The following is a 16801-nucleotide window of genomic DNA, read 5'->3' on the forward strand; positions in this document are numbered from 1 at the left end:
GCCGGCGGGGTCGGTCGTCGTCGTCGCGAGCGTCGGGGGCTCGCTCCTCGCGGTCGGCCTGACCTGGCCCTCACCACAACCCGTCCTCAGCGTGGTCCTCCTCGTCCTCGCGCTGCCCGTGTGCGCGATCATCGTCCGGTGGTCGCTCGTGTCGCACCGCGTGACGGTACGCGGCGCCCGGGTCGTGACGACCGACGACGACAGGGGGTGGCTGGTCGTGCGCAGACCGCTGGGCACGGTGCTGCTGGACGGCTCGCGCTTCGGCGTCCTCGATGCGCAGCGGGCGCTCGCGGACCGGGTCGTGGCCGTGCACCTGTCCGGCCGGGCCGAACGGGCCGAGATCCTCGGACTGCTCGACCGCATCGTGGCCCTGGACCGGCTGGAGCACGGGACGGCAGGACCCGTGGCAGGCGACCGGAGCAGGTTCACGCCCGAGCAGAGATCGCTCCTGGGCAGGCACGTCCGCGACGGCCTGACACGGGACGTCGAGCTGCTCGAGTCCCGGCGGACGGGCCCATCGACCGGAGAACCGCGGCCCTCGGTGCCCGGGGTGCTGCCGTGACCGCGGTCCTGCCGCTCGTGGGCGGCGGCGACCTGCAGGGCGGTCCGCGACGAGTGCCCGACGACGGCGCACCGGACCTCTTCGACCAGCAGTTCGACGAGGGGCTCCCCGCCGAGGAGGGCGAGGGCGGCGGCGTGATCCTGCGTGCGAGCCGGAACGCCGAGTTCACGGCGTTCATGGAGCAGGCCGTCGGCCCGCTGCACCGCATGGCCTACCTCCTGTGCGGCGACCAGCACCGCGCCGAGGAGCTCACGCAGCAGACGTTCGAACGCACGTACCGGGCATGGTCCAGGGCCCGCGACGGTGACCCGCTCGTCTACGCGCGCAGGATCCTCGCGAACCTGCGGGTCGACACGTGGCGGCGTACCCGCCGCGAGGTGCTGTCCGGCCCGGACGACCTCCGCGACCACTCCGAGGGCACGACCGACGCGCCGCGCGCCGGCTCTTCGGTGGGTGCGGCGCCCGCCACCGTGGACGACCGCGACCTGGTCGTCCGCGCCCTCCTGCAGCTCCCCCTCAAGCAACGCCGTGTCGTGGTGATGCGGCACATGCTCGACCTCTCGGAGACCGAGGTCTCCACAGAGCTCGGCATCCCGGTCGGCACCGTGAAGTCGACCGCGTCCCGGGCGCTCGCCCGGCTCCGCGCGATCCTCGACGACTCCTCCCGGAAGGGCAGCTCCTCATGACCGGACCGCACGATGACCTCTTCGACCGTCTGCACGCTGCGGCCGACTCCGTCCCGCCCTCGACGCTCGACCTGCCCGTCGTGCTCGTCACGAGCCGACGCAAGGCCACAGCCCGGCGGGCCGTCACCGGGACCGCGGTGCTCACAGTGTTCGCCGTCCTGGGCGTCGGGGTCGCGAGCGGCCTCCCCAGCCAGGTGGCCCACGAGCTCGACCCCGCGGCGGCCTACGAGACCTTGAGCACCGAGATCGTGCATCGAGAGATCGCTCCCGGGATCACGGCCGTGGCGGAGGCGGCGACCTACGAGCTGCCGGACGAGACCGTCGTGCTCGACACGGGCATCGAGACCGGTGCGCACGGCGACCGGTTCCTCATCATCTCGACTGTCGAGTTCTCGGCCGGTGGTCCGTTCGAGGACGCGACCGTCTCGATCGACCCGCGGACCGGGCAGATCCTCGATGCCGCGGTGGCAGAGGGGGCCGAGCCGTCGCAGGACCCCAAGGATCCTGCCTACATCCAGCAGATGGCAGATCTCGGCTACGCACCGCGAGAGACACAGCGCTTCCAGGTGGTCGCCGGGGACGAGGCCGAGCTCCGACGGCTCCGAGCAGGCGCCGAACCGACGACGGTCCTCGTGCCGGTCCTTTCTTCCGCCGCAGTCGTCGAAACCGAGGGGGGCGAGTTCGTCTTCGGCGCCGCGACGAACGAGCTGTTCGACGACGAGCCGAGCGCGTTCGTCTCGTCCTGGGAGCCCATCACACAGGCCGACGGGAAGACCGGCACGTTGCTGCTCGTCCCCACGCTGACGATCCCCGAGCGGGCGCAGGCCCCCTTTGCTCTCGCGCTGACGGGGGAGACCGCGTTCGAACCCCGGATGACGGCCTCGTTCGGGGACGGCCCCCGGACGACGGGGGCTTGCACGGAACTGGTCGACGGGTGCGCGGTGTCCTACGACGCGCAGAGCCGGGTCGCGATCCAGAGCCAGGAGCAGGATCCCCGGTGGGCGGCGCTCCTTGCGACCGGGCCGTACGAGGACGTCGCCGTCCTGGACGCGGGCGGCAACCAGGTCCTGTTCCGGTGCCGCGCGGCCGACGACGCCACCGAGGGGTCCTTCCGGGAGGGCCTCACGACCGAGCAGGAGGACCGCATCATCACCAGCACCGCTGACCTGACCTACTGCAAGGTGGAGCGGAGCCCCTCGGACGGCGGAGGCCTGCGCGTGGGCTCGTGACTCACGTCCCGCCGCGCCGCTCCAGGTCGGCCAGCTCGGCCGCCGCACGGGCCGCGTCGAGGTAGAGCCCGCCGCGGTGCACGGGCACGAGGTGGGCTGCGGCCGCCTGAGCACCCGGCTGCGCACCCGGGTGGGGCTCCCCGCCCGGGTGCGCGGCGTCGTCGGGCGCCTGGCGCTCGAAGCGGTAGACGAGCGGGAGGCCTGTGGGGACGTTGAGGACCTGGACCTCGGGGGCCGTGAGCCGGTCGACGAGCATGACGAACGCGCGCAGCGAGTTGCCGTGCGCCACGACGAGGAGGTTCTCGCCGCGGTCGAGGGCCCGGCGCACCGTCGCCCACAGCGGCGCGAGGCGGTCGACGACGTCCGCGAGCGACTCGGTGTCGCGGCGCAAGCCGACCCGGGCGGCGTCGGGCAGGCGGGAGAAGGTGTCCGCGACGGCCGCCGCGGCCTCGCTGCCCTCCTCGACGGGCGGCGGCCGGTGGTCGAACGAGCGCCGGTACTCCCAGTACGCGGTCTCGCCGAACTCGGCCCGGACGGACTCGCGCAGGTCGTCGGTGAACGCGCCGTAGTGCCGCTCGACCAGCCGCCACTCGGGGACCAGGGGAGGCGGCCCCGGGAGTCGCGCCGCGACGATCGCCGCGGTCGCCGAGGCACGCACGAGCGGCGAGGTCAGCACGCGGCGCGGGACGAGCGTCGGGTCCTGCGCACAGGCCGCGGCGAGCTCCGAGCCCGCCCGCTCGGCCTCGCGGACGCCGTGGTCGGAGAGATCGACGTCGAGCAGGCCCGTGAACCGGTTCTCCGCGTTGTAGACGCTCTGCCCGTGACGCAGCAGGACGAGGGTGCCAGGGGCCGGGGCGCTCATGGCGACCAGCGAACCACACGCGCCGCCGTCAGACCTCGATCAGCCCCCGGTGGTGCGCGATCGAGACGGCTTCCGTGCGGCCCGAGGCGCCCAGCTTGGCCAGGACGTTCGAGACGTGGACGCTCACGGTCTTGCCGCTGATGAACAGGCGCTCGCCGATCTGCCGGTTGGTCAGGCCCTGCGCGACGAGCAGCAGGACCTCCTCCTCGCGGTCCGTCAGCACGGTCGTGGCGCCGCGGCGCAGGCCCGGCAGGTCCAGGCGCCCGCGGCGCGCGAGGTCCCGCAGCGCGCTCGCGAGGGGCGCGGCGCCCATGTCGTCGGCCTCTTCGAGAGCCTCGCCCGCCTGGGCGGCGGCGCCCTCGCGGTCCCCGACGCCCAGCAGCGACTGGGCCCAGCGCCAGCGGGACCGCGCGATCTCGTAGCGGTAGCCGTAGTCGAACGCTGCCGTGGCCTCCTGCCACAGGAGCGGGTCGTTCGTCCCCGTGAGGCGGGAGTGCTCGGCGCGGGCCCGCACGAGCCACGCGATGCCCTCGGGGCCGAGCCGGCCACCGCGAGGACGTCCCCGCTGGGCAGTGGTCTCCGCCGCCGTGAGGAGGGCGTCGCCCTGCGCGACCAGGTCGTCCACGGGGGCACCCACGAGGCGGCGCTCCTCGGTCGCGTCGGCCAGCGCCGTCAGGGCGAGCGCCGAGATCCAGATCCGGCCCAGGAAGTAGTCGCTCCACGTGCGGCCCAGGTAGACGATGAGCTCCTGCGCGAGCGCCAGGGCCTCCTCGCGCTGGCCCGTCCAGACGAGCGCGTCGATCATGCACCCGCCCGCGATGAGCGCGATCTGCCCGTCGCGCCGCCACTCGGGACGCAGCGCGCGGGCGCGCTCGATCACGCCCTCGTCGCCGCGCGCGACGGCCGCGTAGAGCTGGGCGGCCGAGAGCGCGGCGACCGCGCTCGGGGGCATGGGGTCGGGGGACGTGGGCGGCGGGCGGAGGTCGCCCGTGGCGTACCGGACGAGCTCGCCGAAGAGGCGGAGCTCGACCCCGTACCCGTTCCAGCCGAGCCCCGCCGCGACCGCGTGCTCGAGCCCCGTGTGCGCCTCGACGAGGGCCTGCTCGAGGTCCCCCGAGTAGTAGCGGTTGGCCGCGATGTTGTACCAGCAGCGCATCTCCGTGAGGAGGTCGCCTGCAGCCTGGGCGCGCTCGCGCGCGTTGGCGAGGAGCTGGGCGGCGCGGTCCGCGTCATCGACCTCGAGCACCGCGAGCGTGGTCAGGGCGTCGGCCTCGACGTCGGGGGCGTCGATCGCGCGGGCCACCGCGATGGCCTCCTCGGCGGTCTCCTGGGCGACCACGTCCATGTCTGCCCGGTCGAGGTTCATCGCGGCGCGGGCGCGGGTCGCGAGGGTCCACGCCCGGTCCTTCGACGGGGGCTCGGTGGGCAGCACCGCGAGGGCCGCGGCCGTGTGCTCGATGACCTCCTCGACGTGCTCGATCCCGAGCAGGTGCAGGGACAGCACGTGACGCAGCGACGCCTGCCGCAGCGGGTTCTCCGCGGTCATCTCGACGACCTTGCGCGCGATCGCGACCGCGCGGTCCGGCTCGCCCGCACGGCTCGCCGCGGACGCCGCCGCGACGGCCACGTCGACGCGGTCCTCGCCGAGCAGGTCCGCGGCCTCGGGCACGACGTCCCACAGACGCAGGACCTGCTCCAGGTGCCGCAGCTCCTCGGCGGGCGCGAGGACCCGCCCCGCACGGCGCGCAGCCTCGCGGGACGCGACGAGCGCCGTCGTCGTCTCGTGCGCCGACAGTGCGTGGTGGGCCCGCTGCGCGGGCGAGCCGAGCGCCGGGTCCTCGGTGAGCGCGGCCAGGTATGCGCGGTGCAGCGCGACCTGCTCGCCGGGCAGGAGGTCGGCCGAGATGGCCTCGGCGAGCAGGGCGTGGCGGAACGCGATCCTGCCGCCGTCGACGGTCAGCACGTGGTGGGCCACGGCCTCGCGGAGCGTCGCGTCGAACGCCTGGTCGAGCGCGCCCCGGGTCGGGAGCCCGCCGGGGGAGCGCAGGCCGCCGAGCGAGAACACGCCCAGGTCCTGCCCGACGACGGCGCGCAGCAAGGGCTCGGCGACCACGCGTCCCGCGAGCGACGCGATGCGGGCGAGCTGCTGGACGTCGGGCTCGAGCTGTTCGAGGCGAGCGTGCAGGACGTCCGCGAGCGACCAGGGCAGGGCGTCGGCCTGCGGGCCGGCCTCGACCAGCTCCTCGGCGAAGTACGCGTTGCCCTCCGAGCGCTTCATGACGCGCTCGAAGTCGTTCTTGGGCAGCGACCTGCCCGCGACGGCGGTCGTGAACTGCTTGAGCTCGCCCGGAGTGAACGGGTCCAGGGCCAGGTGGTCGACGCGCGGGTGGCGGCGCAGCTCCGCGAGCACGGGGCGCAGCGGGTGGCGACGGTGGAGGTCGTCCGTGCGGTAGCTCGCGATGACGAGCAGGTGGTCGGCCCGCAGCCGCGCGAGGAGGAAGCGCAGGACGTCGCGCGTGGACGGGTCCGCCCAGTGCAGGTCCTCGATGACGAGGACGAGCGGGGCGCCGGGCCTCCCGGGGGCCGTGAGCGCGGCCGTGATGCTCTCGAAGAGCTGGAGACGTCCGGCCTGGTCCTCGCCGTTGCCGTCGAGGGACGAGGGGCCGGCGTCGAGGAGGCGGCCCAGCGCGGGCCGCGCGTCGATGGTCTCGTCGACGACCTCGTGGCTCGACCGGAGCTCGGACAGCGCCTCGGTGAACGGCAGGTAGGGCAGGCCGACGTCGCCGAGGTCGACGCAGTGGCTCACGACGACGGTGGCCCCCGTGCCCCGGGCGAGCTCTGCGGCACGGACCAGGAGGCGCGACTTGCCGACCCCGGCGTCGGCGCCGAGGAGGATCGCACCGGGGTCCCCGGCGGCAGCGCGGCCCACCGCTGCGGCGATCACGTCGAGCTGGTGCTGTCGTGCGACGAAGTGGGCCTGGGAGGGGCGCGGCATACTGCCCATCCTCGCAGCGGCCTGTGACGTCTGCCACGACGTTTCCTGATACTCGCCGACCGGTGTGACGAACCCCTCCTCCGGTCCGGCCGGGAACCGGGAGCCCGGTGGCGCCGAGGGCGATGGTCGACCTCGGCCCACCCGACCGGAGGAGGGCTCCGTCATCCGGTCTGACCTGTGGTGCTCGCGTGGGTACTGTGCGTCTTGTGCCCCAGGCGGTGGCTGCGGAGCCAGTGCATCAGCACGTTCTCGTGGTGGTCGTAGTCCGCGCGGACCTGCTGCTGGCGGTAGGCCACCTCGGTCTCGAAGCCCATCACGTACATCTCGTTCATGGTCGTCCCCGTTCGTGCTCGTCGGCTGCGGACGTGGTGCCCGCTGTGATCCTCACTCTCGTGCTGAGTGGGCGCGTGGTGCATCGGTCGAGCGGGTAGGTTCTGGGCGGCTACCACCTCAGGCCCGACGGCGTATCTCGCCTGAGGTGGTCTGAGGTGCCTTAGGGGTGAGGTCGCCGGGCGACGGTGACCGGGAGACGCGATGGACGGCACCCTCTGCGCGGTCCGGGACCGCCCTGCGATCAACGTCACGGCCATGGCGCGCACGGCCGGGTCCGCCCGGCGGGTAGGCCCCCACCCGTTGCCAACGACGGGTGCCGGTCGCAGACTGGAATGGACCGGACCCCTTGATGGAGGTGCCCTCGTGACATCGACGTACGACGTGCTACCCATGCTAGGACGCGGCAAGCACCGCAACCCGAAGAAGGGCGCGTGCTTCATGGAGCTCGCGTCGTACCTGGCCGGCGAGCGCTGGAGCGACCATCCCCAGTGCACGCACCCGCTGGTCGCGATGCTCGCGCGAGCGGTCAACGACCTCACGAGCGATGCGGCCAGGCCACGCCTGGCGATCCTCATCCCGTCCGTGATCGGGCTGCGGTCCGACGACCCGCGGTGGAGCGTGTGGATCTCGCTGCGCGCGGCGCAGACGGCGCTGCCCGTCTCGCCGAGCGACCGGCAGGACGTCCTCGCGGTCGCGATCATCGCGGGCGAGCGCATGCTCGACCAGCTCGAGGGCCGCGAGCCCGGCACCCGGACGCAGGAGTCGCAGGACGCCCTGAACATGGTGCCCCGCACGGCGGCGTGGGCCGAGTCGTTCTGCAAGGGGTCGCGGCTGCGTCCCGCACGGTTCGCGCGCGACGCCGCTCCGAGCATCGTCGCGGCTGCGGTCCAGGGCATCTCGGAGGCGGGCTCACGTGACGCCGACGACGCGCTCTACGAGCTGCTCTCGTCGACGATCGAGGCGGCCCGCGGCTGGGCCGCGGCCGAGCCCGCCGAGCCGCTCGAGCCCAAGGACTGGGAGCCGGTCGTCCGCAGCGTCGGGGCACAGGTTTGACGGCGGCCGACGACGGCGGCACCCCGGGCCTCGAGGAGTCCCTCGACCTGACGGTGCCGCCGAGCGGTCCCGGCTGTGCCGAGTGCGAGTCCTCCGGCGGCTGGTGGGTGCACCTGCGTCGGTGCGCGCAGTGCGGCCACGTGGGCTGCTGCGACACGTCGCCCTCCCAGCACGCCACGGCGCACTACCAGGAGACCGGCCACCGGCTCATGCGCACATACGAGCCGGGCGAGGACTGGTACTGGGACTACGTCTCGGAGCAGTCGTTCGAGGGGCCGGACCTCGCTCCGCCGATCGCGCACCCGAAGGACCAGGCGACGCCCGGGCCTGCCCAACGAGTCCCCGAGAACTGGCGAGAGCTCATCCACTGACCGCTTCCGCCGAGAAGTGAGTTCACGCCCCTGATCCGCGCGGATCAGGGGCGTGAACTCACTTCTCGGCGGGCGACACGACCCGGGCGAGTGCGTCGAGTGCAGCGAACGGGTCGTCCTGGTGTCCGGGGTCGGGGCTCGTCGGCACGACGACGACGCTGCTGACGCCGTTCGCCTCGAGCGCGGCGAGCCGGGCGCGGACCACGTCGGGCGGGCCGACGATCGCGAGCTGGTCGACCCACTCGTCGGGCAGAGCCCGGGAGAACTCCTGCGGTGTCGACGTCGAGTCGCGCAGCGCCCGGAACGCGGTCGCGAACGGCAGCGGGTCGATCTGCGCGGTCCAGTCCGCGGCGCCGAACGTGGCCAGCGCGGGCCGGACGATCTCGTGGGCGGTCGCGACGTCGTCGTGCACCACGGCGAGGGCGAACGCGACGAGCGTGTGCTCGGGCGGGGCGCTCGGTCCGGCTGCGGCGCGGCCGCGCTCGACGGCCGCGCGGACCACGCCCAGGTACTCGGGGGTCACGGGCATGTCGAGGATCGTGCCGTCGGCGACGCGGCCCGAGACCTCCAGGGACCTTGGCCCGCGCACCCCGTTGAGGACGGGAGGGGCGACCGCCGGAGGGCCGTACAACCCGACGTCATCGAGTTGTACGTAACGTCCGTCGGTGCTGAGCCGCTCGCCGTGCAGCAGCGAGCGGACGGCGCTCGTGGTCTCCTCCAGCAGCGTCAGGGGGCTCGCCGGCCACACCCCGATCTGCCGCATCCACGCGGGCATCCCGTGCCCGATCCCCAGCAGCAGCCGCCCCGGGTGGAGCTCGGCCAGCGTCCCGGCCTCGAGAGCCGTCATGGCGGGGCTGCGCACCGCGGCCGGCAGGATCCCGATACCGACGCGGATCGACTCCGTGCGCGCAAGGATCGTCGCGGCCTGCGCGATCCCACCCCGGAAGAAGCAGTCCTCGACCACCCAGACCTCGTCGAGGCCGATCTCCTCGGCGCGCGACACGAACGGCAGCAGGTCGGTGATCGGCAGATCGCGCGGCACGATCACGCCGAGACGAGGACGGGGCACGGTGGTTCTCCTTCGGGTAGGGCGGCGCGCGGACGTCAGCCGAGCGACGCGTCGAAACCGGTGGGGCGCAGGACCTTCGCAGGCACCCCGGCGACGATCGTGTCGGCCGGGACGTCCTTGGTCACGACCGCTCCGGCACCGACGATCGCACCGTCGCCGATGGTCACGCCCGGGACCACCGTGACCGATGCCCCCAGCCAGACCTTGCGTCCGATCCTGATCGGTGCGGGGATCATGTCCGCTCGGCGGGCGGGGTCGACGGCGTGGTTCAGGGTCGTCAGGGTGCTCCCGTGCCCGATGAGGGTCCCGTCCCCGATCGTGATGCCACCGGTGTCCTGGAAGCGGCAGCCACTGTTGATGAAGACGTCCCTGCCCAGGGTCAGGTTCTTGCCGAACTCGCAGTAGAACGGCGGGAAGACCGTGACCGACTCGTCCACGACGACCCCCGTCAGCCGCGACAGCAGACCGCGCACCTCGTCCGGCGTGCGGTACCCGGAGTTGAGATCGGCGACGCACCGCAGCGCCTCCTGGGCCGCTCCGTGCATGAACTCGTGCCGTGCGGACCCGCCCTCGATGAGTTCGCCGCGGTTCACGTGCTCCAGAAAGTCCTCGAGGTCCATCCTGCGATCCTGCCACTCCCACAATGCCCTGGCTCGACACGTCCCGTGAGGCCTACCGTCGAAGGCATGAGCCTCACGACAGGATCCTTCGCGGCGTTCGACGACCACCTCCGGCAGGCTGCCGCGCGGGACGACTTCTCGGGGGTCGTGCTCGTCTCCCGCGAGGGCGAGAAGCTGTTCGAGGGGGCCTACGGCCTGGCCTCGCGGCGCTGGGGTGTGCCGGTCAAGACCTCGACGCGCTTCGACGTCGCGTCGGTGACCAAGCTCTTCACCTCGGTCGCGGTCCTCCAGCAGGTCGCGGCCGGAACCCTCGACCTGGACGCCTCGATCCACGACCACGTCGACCTCGAGGGGACCCGTATCCCCCGGGAGGCGACCTTGCGCCACCTGCTGTCGCACACCTCGGGCATCGCGGACGACGCCGACGAGGAGGCCGGCGAGTCCTACGAGGCCCTGTGGGTCGACAAGCCGAACTACTCGGTCACGCAGACCGCGGACTTCCTGCCCCAGTTCGTCCACAAGACCCCGACGTTCGGTGTGGGCGAGGGCTGCCGGTACTGCAACGTGGGGTACGTCCTGGCCGGGCTGGCGCTGGAGCGTGCCACGGGCCTCACCTACCGCGACTACGTCCGCGAGCACGTGTTCGCGCGCGCGGGCATGGCGTCGTCGGGCTTCTTCGACATGCGCGAGGCGGTCCCGGACGTCGCGGAGGGCTGGGAGCCCGTCCGCGCGGAAGCGCCCGACGGCGACGCGGGCGACGGCGCAGCTCCCGTCGCGGACGGCGACGCGCCCATCGTGGGGTGGCGGCAGAACATCTACAGCTACCCGCCCATCGGCTCGCCCGATGGCGGTGCGCACGTGACGGCGGCAGACCTGGTCCGCTTCCTCGACGCCGTCCGGGCGGGCGAGCTCCTGCCGCCGGACCTCACGGACGCGTTCCTGAGCCCGCAGGCGCTGCACCACGAGATCCCGGACGCCGCGCCGGGCAAGGCGACCGCGGTGCACTTCGCGTTCGGCCTCGAGATCGAGGTCACCGCGGACGGGAGCGTCCGGTCGCTGTCCAAGGACGGGATCAACACGGGGTCGAGCGCGATCGTGAAGCACTACCCCGGGCAGGGCGGCGAGCCCGGTGTGACGATCGTGGTCGTGTCCAACAGCGAGGACGGCGCCTGGGACCCGATCAGACGGCTCGACGCCCTGATCACCGGGGCGTAGGGGACAGGGCCCGTGGGCGAGGTCGAGGTCAGTCGCGCGCGTACGCCGCCGCGATGTGACGTTCGACGTCGACATAGGCGTCGTCAGCGATGTCGAACACGACCTTCTTGATCTCACCGTCCGTGAACTCGAACCGTCCGCTGTAGTCGGTCGCCGAGGCGCTGTCGGCCGAGTCGTAGCCGATGCAGAGCCCCTCGCCGCACAGCGAGAAGTGGCCGGTCTGGGTGCGGATCTGGGCCGAGTCGACGACCTCTGCGTCGATGTACAGCGATGCCGTGCCGAGAGCTTCGTGATGCTCCCCTATCCCTTCCTTGACGAAGTCGACACCGAGCACGTGCCGTCCTGCGGCGGGCATCTGTGCCGAAAGCCGCTGGACCTCGCCGATGCCGAGGAAGTTGTAGACGTAGACCAGGCGACCGTCCTTGACGAAGAGCGCGTGACCGCCGAAACGCGAGCCGTGCGCGAAGACGACGCCTGCAGTCTCCGTGGTTGTGACCACGTCTCCGAGCACCTTGAACGACACACCGCGCACGTTCGCGGCGCTGCGCTCGGGGATCTCGCTCGTGCCGGGATAGTAGGTGTACTGGCCGCTCTTCGGGGCATCGCTCCGGTACTCCAGACCGAGGAACGTCTCGAGGTCCTTGCCGACGACTGCGAGGTCGTTGAGCGGCAGGACGTTGTTGGCCTTCGCCTCCTCGAACCAGAGGCGCTTGAGCTCCTCGACCTTCTCCGGGTGCTGCTCGGCGAGGTCGTGAGCCTCCGCCCGGTCCACGTCGGTGTGGAAGAGCTGCCAGCGGTCTCTCTCGAAGTGCGACAGTCCAGACGTCGGGCCGTGCTCGGTGACCGCCTTCCAGCCTTCGTGCCAGATGCCACGGTTTCCGTGCATCTCGTAGTACTGGGTCTTCTTGGCCGTCGGCGCGTCGGGGCCCGCGTCGAACGAGTAGGCCATCGACACACCTGAGAGAGGGTGCTGCTCGACGCCTGCAACCACTTCGGGGAACTCGACGCCGCAGGCCTCGAGGATCGTCGGAACGATGTCGGTCGAGTGGTGGTACTGTCCGCGCACCTCGCCGCGAGCCGCGATACCTTGCGGCCACGAGATCACCAGCGGGTCTGCGAGGCCGCCCTGGTACACGTATCGCTTGAACATCTTGTACGGCGTCGAGAACGCCACCGCCCAACCGGTCGGGTAGTGGTTGTACGTGTCGGCCGACCCGAGCCGGTCGAGGTACTGAAGATTCTCGTCCATCGTGTCGGGGTAGCCGTTGAAGAACTTGTTCTCGTTGACAGACCCGTTCGGTGAGCCCTCACCGGAGGCGCCGTTGTCGGCGGCGTAGACGACGATCGTGTTCTCGAGCTGGCCCGAGTCCTCGAGGTAGTCGATGATTCGCCCGACCTGGGCGTCCGTGTACTCGCTGAACCCTGCGAAGACCTCGGCCATGCGGCTGAACAGGCGCTTCTCGTCGTCGGAGAGCGTGTCCCACGGGCGCACCGCGTCTCCTGGAGCGAACGTCCCCTCGGGCATCGGGTTCAGCTCTGTCAACTCGGTGCCCTCGGGCAGGATGCCTCGCTCGATCATGCGTGGCAGGACCCACTCGCGATAGGCCTCGTACCCGTCGTCGAACCGGCCCTTGTACTTGTCGATGTACTCCTGCGGCGCGTGGTGCGGGGCGTGGTTCGCGCCGGGGCAGAACCACAGGTACCAGGGCTTGTCGGGCTCGGTCTGCTTCGAGTCACGGATGAACTCCATCGCCTTGTCAGCGAGGTCGGCGGACAGGTGGTAACCGTCCTCGGGACCATAGGGCTGGTCGATGTAGTGGTTGTCCTCGGCGAGCGATGGGTACCACTGGTTCGTCTCGCCGCCGATGAAGCCGTAGAAGCGGTCATACCCCTGGGCGAGAGGCCAGGCCTTCTTCGAGCCGCCGGCGGTGAACGCGTCGACGGGGACGTTGTGGTTCTTGCCGACCCAGAAGGTGGACCACCCGGCATCGCGGAGAACGGTCGCCATGGTCGCGTTCGACGGTGGGATGTGGGAGCTGTAGCCGGGGAATCCGCTCGAGGCCTCGGAGATCGAGGCGAAGCCGTTGAGGTGGTGGTTTCGCCCGGTCAGGAACGTCGAACGCGTCGGCGAGCAGAGCGCCGTCGTGTGCCACTGCGAATACGTCAGGCCGTTCGCGGCGAGCCTGTCGAGGGTGGGCATGTCGATCCGGCCTCCGTACGGAGACCACGCCGCCTGGCCGGTGTCGTCGAACAGCACGACGAGCACGTTGGGGGAGCCCGCCGGTGCCTTGGGCGGAAGGAACGCGTCCCAGTCCGGGGTCGAGTCCCGGACGTCGAGCTTGATCTCACCGCTGAACGGCTTCTTCGTCATGTCGCCTCCGTGGTCGCCATCGCTGTGGTCCGGAGGGCGGCACGCGATGCCGGGTGCCGGACCGAGTTCGAGTCGTGCGGTACGTCGAGGTGCGACGGGGTGCTGCCATCCCGTCTGGTGCGGACGAGCAGAGGGCTCCGGCGTCGTCGCCGGTGCCCAGGTCACTCACGCTAGGCCGGGTCGCCCGAGCGCGCTCGGCGAGCGGACCGCGCGAGCCCCCGTCCCAGAGGAGGTCGGCATTTTTCGGGAACGTCAGGCATCCGCTACCGTGACGCCGCCAGCCGCTGCTCAGGGAGAACATGTGCCGACCGATCCGGTCAACCGCAACCTCGTCTACGTCTTCGACATCTCGGGCGGGGACCCCGCTCTCCTCGACGACGAGACCACCGTCCGCACCTGCCTCTCCCAGGTCGTCGACCGGGCGGGACTGACCCCGCTCGGCGAGACCTCGCACCGCTTCGCGCCCCAGGGCTTCAGCATGGCGACCCTCCTGGCCGAGTCCCACCTCGCGGTCCACACGTGGCCCGAGGACGGCACGGCCTACGTGACCCTGACGACCTGCCGCGCACCGTCGTCGGGCAGCTTCGAGGAGGACACGCGCAGCCTGCTGCGCGAGACCTTCGCCGCGGCCGACGTCGCCGTCCGGACCCTCCTGTGAGGGCGCGCCGCCCCAGAGCACGCATGGCGCTCGGCAAGCACCTGATCGGTGCGCCGCCGTGGCGCTCGCTGCCGCAGGGAGTCGTCGTCTACGGCGAGCAGGACCCGAGCGACGGCGTCACGTACTACTGGGAGGAGTGGGAGGTCCTCGGGTACGAGAACCTCGACTTCTGGGTCGAGTACGACCACGACACGAAGGCCGTCACGCTCTACCGCCCTGCGGAGTCCGAGGAAGCCCTCGACCCGACGCGGATGCGCACGGGCCAGGTCGTCACCGTGACGCTCAGCGGGAAGAAGTATCGCACGAGGGTCACGGAGGTCGGGGTCGGGACCATCGCGTCGCTCGACGGGTCGTTCACCTACGACCTGACGGTGGGCCAGCGCGTCGCCTACGCCGAGCTCCGCACCCAGGACATGGTCCTGTCGCTCGAGAAGTTCGACGACCGCGTCATCGACCTCTACCACGGCACCGTCCTGGACGCCGCGGGGCAGAAGGCCCACTTCGGCAAGCGCGTCGCGCCGCGCGACACCAAGGTCAACCCCGTGGTCGCGTTCGTCCTGGTCCTCGCGGCGGGCATCGGCCTGTTCTCCGCGTGCGGGGACCGCGACGTCGACGACGACGACTGCACGCCCCGCACGGTCGAGCAGCAGTACGACGCGAGCGGCGACCCGCTCACGACCGACCAGACCTGCTACCGCCGATCCGTGTACGGCGGCGGTGGCGGCGGCCTCGGCAAGTAGCCGGCGCCAGGCACGACCCGAGCACGACCCCTCGCACAGCGTCCGTCCCCACCACCCCTGGAGCCACCATGAGCCTCGCCGAGCTGCGCCTCGACGCCTTCCTGTCCACGATCGTCTACTCGGTGCTGGGCATCGTCCTGCTCGTCCTGACGATCGTCGTCGTCAACTACCTCTTCAAGCTCAACCTGCACCGCGAGCTCGTCGACGAGCACAACACGGCCTTCGGGATCATGATCGCCGGGCTGGCCGTCGCCATCGGCATCATCATCGCGGGGACGATCCTCTCCTGACCGTGGCCGGCGAGACGCAGACCCAGGCCGCGCAGGCCGGGCCGCCCGCAGGGGACGCGCCGCCCGCAGCGGGCGCGCCGCCCGCAGCGGGCGCGCCGCCGTCGGGCCGTGGCATGGACAAGCCGACCGTGTTCGCGGCCGCGCTGCTCGTCGCGGTCGGCGGGATCATCTACGAGCTGATCCTCGGGACGGCCGCGTCCTACCTGTTCGGCGACTCGGTCGTCGCGTTCTCGGTCGCGACGGGCCTGACGCTGTTCGGCATGGGGATCGGATCCCTCCTCGCGACGCGCCTGGCCACGAACCCGGGCCTGAACTTCGTGCGCAACGAGGTCTCGCTCGCCCTGCTGGGCGGCAGCTCGGTCCTGATCCTCTACGCGGCGTTCAGCCTGACCGAGGTCTACTGGCTCGTCTTCGTGCTGCTGTCCCTCGCGCTCGGCGTGGGGATCGGCGTCGAGATCCCGCTGCTCGTCGCGCTGCTCAAGGAGCACGGGCGCGACGAGTCCGTGGGGCTGCTGTCGAAGGTCCTCGCGGTCGACTACTTCGGGGCGCTCGCCGCGTCGCTGCTCTTCCCGTTCGTCATGCTCCCGTACCTGGGGCTCATGCGGACGGCGTACGCGGTCGCGCTGCTCAACGTGCTGGTCGCGGTGTTCATGCTGCGGCGCATGGGGCGGCGCACGCGCTGGACCTGGCTCGCGCGGCTCACGGTCGTGTTCCTCGTGGCGTGCTTCGCGGCGTCGAGCGCGATCGAGGGCGCGATCAACACCCGGCTCTACCAGGACCCGGTGGTCCACTACGAGTCGACGGCTTACCAGAAGCTCGTCCTGACGAGCTTCGGCGACGACGTCCGGCTCTACCTGAGCGACCAGCTCCAGTTCTCCTCGCTCGACGAGGCGAGGTACCACGAGACGCTCGCGCACGCGACGCTCACCTCGGTCGCGGCGCCCGCGTCGGTGGCGATCCTCGGGGGAGGGGACGGGCTGCTCGCGCGCGAGGTGCTGCGGTACCCGAGCGTCCGTGAGGTCACGGTCGTCGACCTCGACCCGGCCGTGACCGAGCTCGCCCGGACCGACCGCCTCGTGAGCGACCTCAACGAGCACTCGTTCGACGACCCGCGCGTGCGCGTCGTCAACGGCGACGCGTTCCGTTTCATGGACACCACGGACCAGACGTTCGACGCGGTCCTGATCGACCTGGTCGACCCGTCGAACGAGCGCATCGCCAAGCTGTACTCGACCGAGTTCTACGCCATGGTCGCGAACCACCTGCGGCCCGGGGGCGTGTACGCGACCCAGGCGACGTCGTCGTACTTCACGCCGCACGCGTTCTGGCAGGTCGCGGCGACCGTGCGTGCGGGCGCGCCCGGGCGGACCGTGGTCCCGCTGTCGGTCAACGTGCCGTCGTTCGGCGAGTGGGGCTTCGTGCTGTCGCTCCCTCCCGCCGGGCAGGGCGAGGCCACGGCGGACGGGACCCTCGGGCCCGACGGCGGGGCGCGCCTCTTCGCCGCGACACCGCTTCCCGAGGGCCTGCGCTTCCACACGCTCGACTCGCTGCGGGCGACCGCGACGCTCGCGGGCGACCACCCGGGACCCGAGGTCGAGATGCAGGCCTCGACGCTGCTGTCACCCGTGGTCTACCGGACCTATCAGCAGGACATGTCGCGCTGGCGGTACTGACGACCGGCCCCACCGGGTGTGCGTTCCGGGCCGTCCGGTGACGCAAGCGCGTGAACAGGCCGTGAAGGTGCTCG

The 16801-nt window shown here is 71.7% G+C and carries 16 protein-coding genes; 10 read left to right on the forward strand and 6 right to left on the reverse strand.

Annotation, left to right across the window (positions count from 1 at the left end; all coding sequences use genetic code 11):
• Positions 1-91: 91 nt before the first annotated feature.
• From ACZDYF_RS18355 to ACZDYF_RS18365, 3 genes are read left to right on the forward strand one after another with little or no spacing between them, the layout of a single operon-like run.
• Positions 92-562 carry a hypothetical protein gene (locus ACZDYF_RS18355; protein WP_475061000.1) on the forward strand — a complete coding sequence of 157 codons (471 nt, stop codon included), beginning with the start codon at positions 92-94 and terminating at the stop codon, positions 560-562.
• Positions 559-1248, forward strand: a complete 690-nt coding sequence (locus ACZDYF_RS18360) for a SigE family RNA polymerase sigma factor (protein WP_475061007.1) — start codon at positions 559-561, stop codon at positions 1246-1248. Before ACZDYF_RS18355 ends, ACZDYF_RS18360 begins: the two co-directional genes overlap by 4 nt.
• A complete protein-coding gene (locus tag ACZDYF_RS18365; RefSeq protein WP_475061012.1) occupies positions 1245-2477 on the forward strand; it encodes a hypothetical protein in 1233 nt (410 codons plus the stop codon). The genes ACZDYF_RS18360 and ACZDYF_RS18365 overlap by 4 nt, the downstream gene beginning before the upstream one ends.
• A gap of 1 nt (position 2478) precedes the next feature.
• On the opposite strand, the gene ACZDYF_RS18370 is transcribed toward ACZDYF_RS18365, so the two are convergent.
• The 3 genes from ACZDYF_RS18370 to ACZDYF_RS18380 form a co-directional block, all read right to left on the reverse strand.
• Positions 2479-3339, reverse strand: coding sequence for a 2,3-bisphosphoglycerate-dependent phosphoglycerate mutase (locus ACZDYF_RS18370; protein ID WP_475061015.1), 861 nt, complete (start codon positions 3337-3339; stop codon positions 2479-2481).
• Between the two features lie 28 nt (positions 3340-3367).
• Positions 3368-6334 (reverse strand): helix-turn-helix transcriptional regulator, encoded by a 2967-nt coding sequence (locus ACZDYF_RS18375; protein ID WP_475061020.1) that lies wholly within the window; start codon positions 6332-6334, stop codon positions 3368-3370.
• 161 nt (positions 6335-6495) lie between these two features.
• Positions 6496-6666 carry a hypothetical protein gene (locus ACZDYF_RS18380; protein ID WP_191790096.1) on the reverse strand — a complete coding sequence of 57 codons (171 nt, stop codon included), beginning with the start codon at positions 6664-6666 and terminating at the stop codon, positions 6496-6498.
• Between the two features lie 391 nt (positions 6667-7057).
• Here ACZDYF_RS18380 and ACZDYF_RS18385 point away from each other — a divergent pair, with 391 nt between their 5' ends.
• Positions 7058-7720 carry a hypothetical protein gene (locus ACZDYF_RS18385; protein ID WP_191790097.1) on the forward strand — a complete coding sequence of 221 codons (663 nt, stop codon included), beginning with the start codon at positions 7058-7060 and terminating at the stop codon, positions 7718-7720.
• The gene (locus ACZDYF_RS18390; RefSeq protein ID WP_191790098.1) at positions 7717-8091 is read left to right on the forward strand and encodes a UBP-type zinc finger domain-containing protein; all 375 of its coding nucleotides are present in this window, start codon (positions 7717-7719) and stop codon (positions 8089-8091) included. Before ACZDYF_RS18385 ends, ACZDYF_RS18390 begins: the two co-directional genes overlap by 4 nt.
• Positions 8092-8149: 58 nt before the next feature.
• On the opposite strand, the gene ACZDYF_RS18395 is transcribed toward ACZDYF_RS18390, so the two are convergent.
• Positions 8150-9160 carry an LLM class flavin-dependent oxidoreductase gene (locus tag ACZDYF_RS18395; protein WP_475061027.1) on the reverse strand — a complete coding sequence of 337 codons (1011 nt, stop codon included), beginning with the start codon at positions 9158-9160 and terminating at the stop codon, positions 8150-8152.
• Between the two features lie 35 nt (positions 9161-9195).
• Positions 9196-9780 carry a sugar O-acetyltransferase gene (locus ACZDYF_RS18400; RefSeq protein WP_191790099.1) on the reverse strand — a complete coding sequence of 195 codons (585 nt, stop codon included), beginning with the start codon at positions 9778-9780 and terminating at the stop codon, positions 9196-9198.
• 66 nt (positions 9781-9846) lie between these two features.
• On the opposite strand from ACZDYF_RS18400, the gene ACZDYF_RS18405 reads away from it, so the two are divergent.
• Positions 9847-10995, forward strand: a complete 1149-nt coding sequence (locus ACZDYF_RS18405; protein WP_475061037.1) for a serine hydrolase domain-containing protein — start codon at positions 9847-9849, stop codon at positions 10993-10995.
• Between the two features lie 28 nt (positions 10996-11023).
• Here the strand turns inward: ACZDYF_RS18405 and ACZDYF_RS18410 are convergent, their stop codons facing one another.
• A complete protein-coding gene (locus ACZDYF_RS18410) occupies positions 11024-13366 on the reverse strand; it encodes an arylsulfatase (RefSeq protein ID WP_475061041.1) in 2343 nt (780 codons plus the stop codon).
• A gap of 301 nt (positions 13367-13667) precedes the next feature.
• On the opposite strand from ACZDYF_RS18410, the gene ACZDYF_RS18415 reads away from it, so the two are divergent.
• The 4 genes from ACZDYF_RS18415 to ACZDYF_RS18430 all read left to right on the forward strand — a co-directional run bounded on the left by ACZDYF_RS18415 (position 13668) and on the right by ACZDYF_RS18430 (position 16727).
• The gene (locus ACZDYF_RS18415; protein ID WP_191790101.1) at positions 13668-14024 is read left to right on the forward strand and encodes an S-adenosylmethionine decarboxylase family protein; all 357 of its coding nucleotides are present in this window, start codon (positions 13668-13670) and stop codon (positions 14022-14024) included.
• Between the two features lie 23 nt (positions 14025-14047).
• Complete coding sequence (locus ACZDYF_RS18420; protein WP_475061046.1) at positions 14048-14764, forward strand: hypothetical protein; 717 nt, start codon at positions 14048-14050, stop codon at positions 14762-14764.
• 68 nt (positions 14765-14832) lie between these two features.
• Positions 14833-15054: a DUF350 domain-containing protein gene (locus tag ACZDYF_RS18425; RefSeq protein WP_191790103.1), complete on the forward strand. Its 222-nt coding sequence runs from the start codon at positions 14833-14835 to the stop codon at positions 15052-15054.
• Positions 15055-15056: 2 nt separating this feature from the next.
• Entirely contained in the window at positions 15057-16727 is a 1671-nt protein-coding gene (locus ACZDYF_RS18430) for a polyamine aminopropyltransferase (RefSeq protein WP_475061051.1), read from the forward strand.
• Positions 16728-16801 lie beyond the last annotated feature (74 nt).

This window comes from Oerskovia sp. PE-21s (assembly GCF_056158145.1).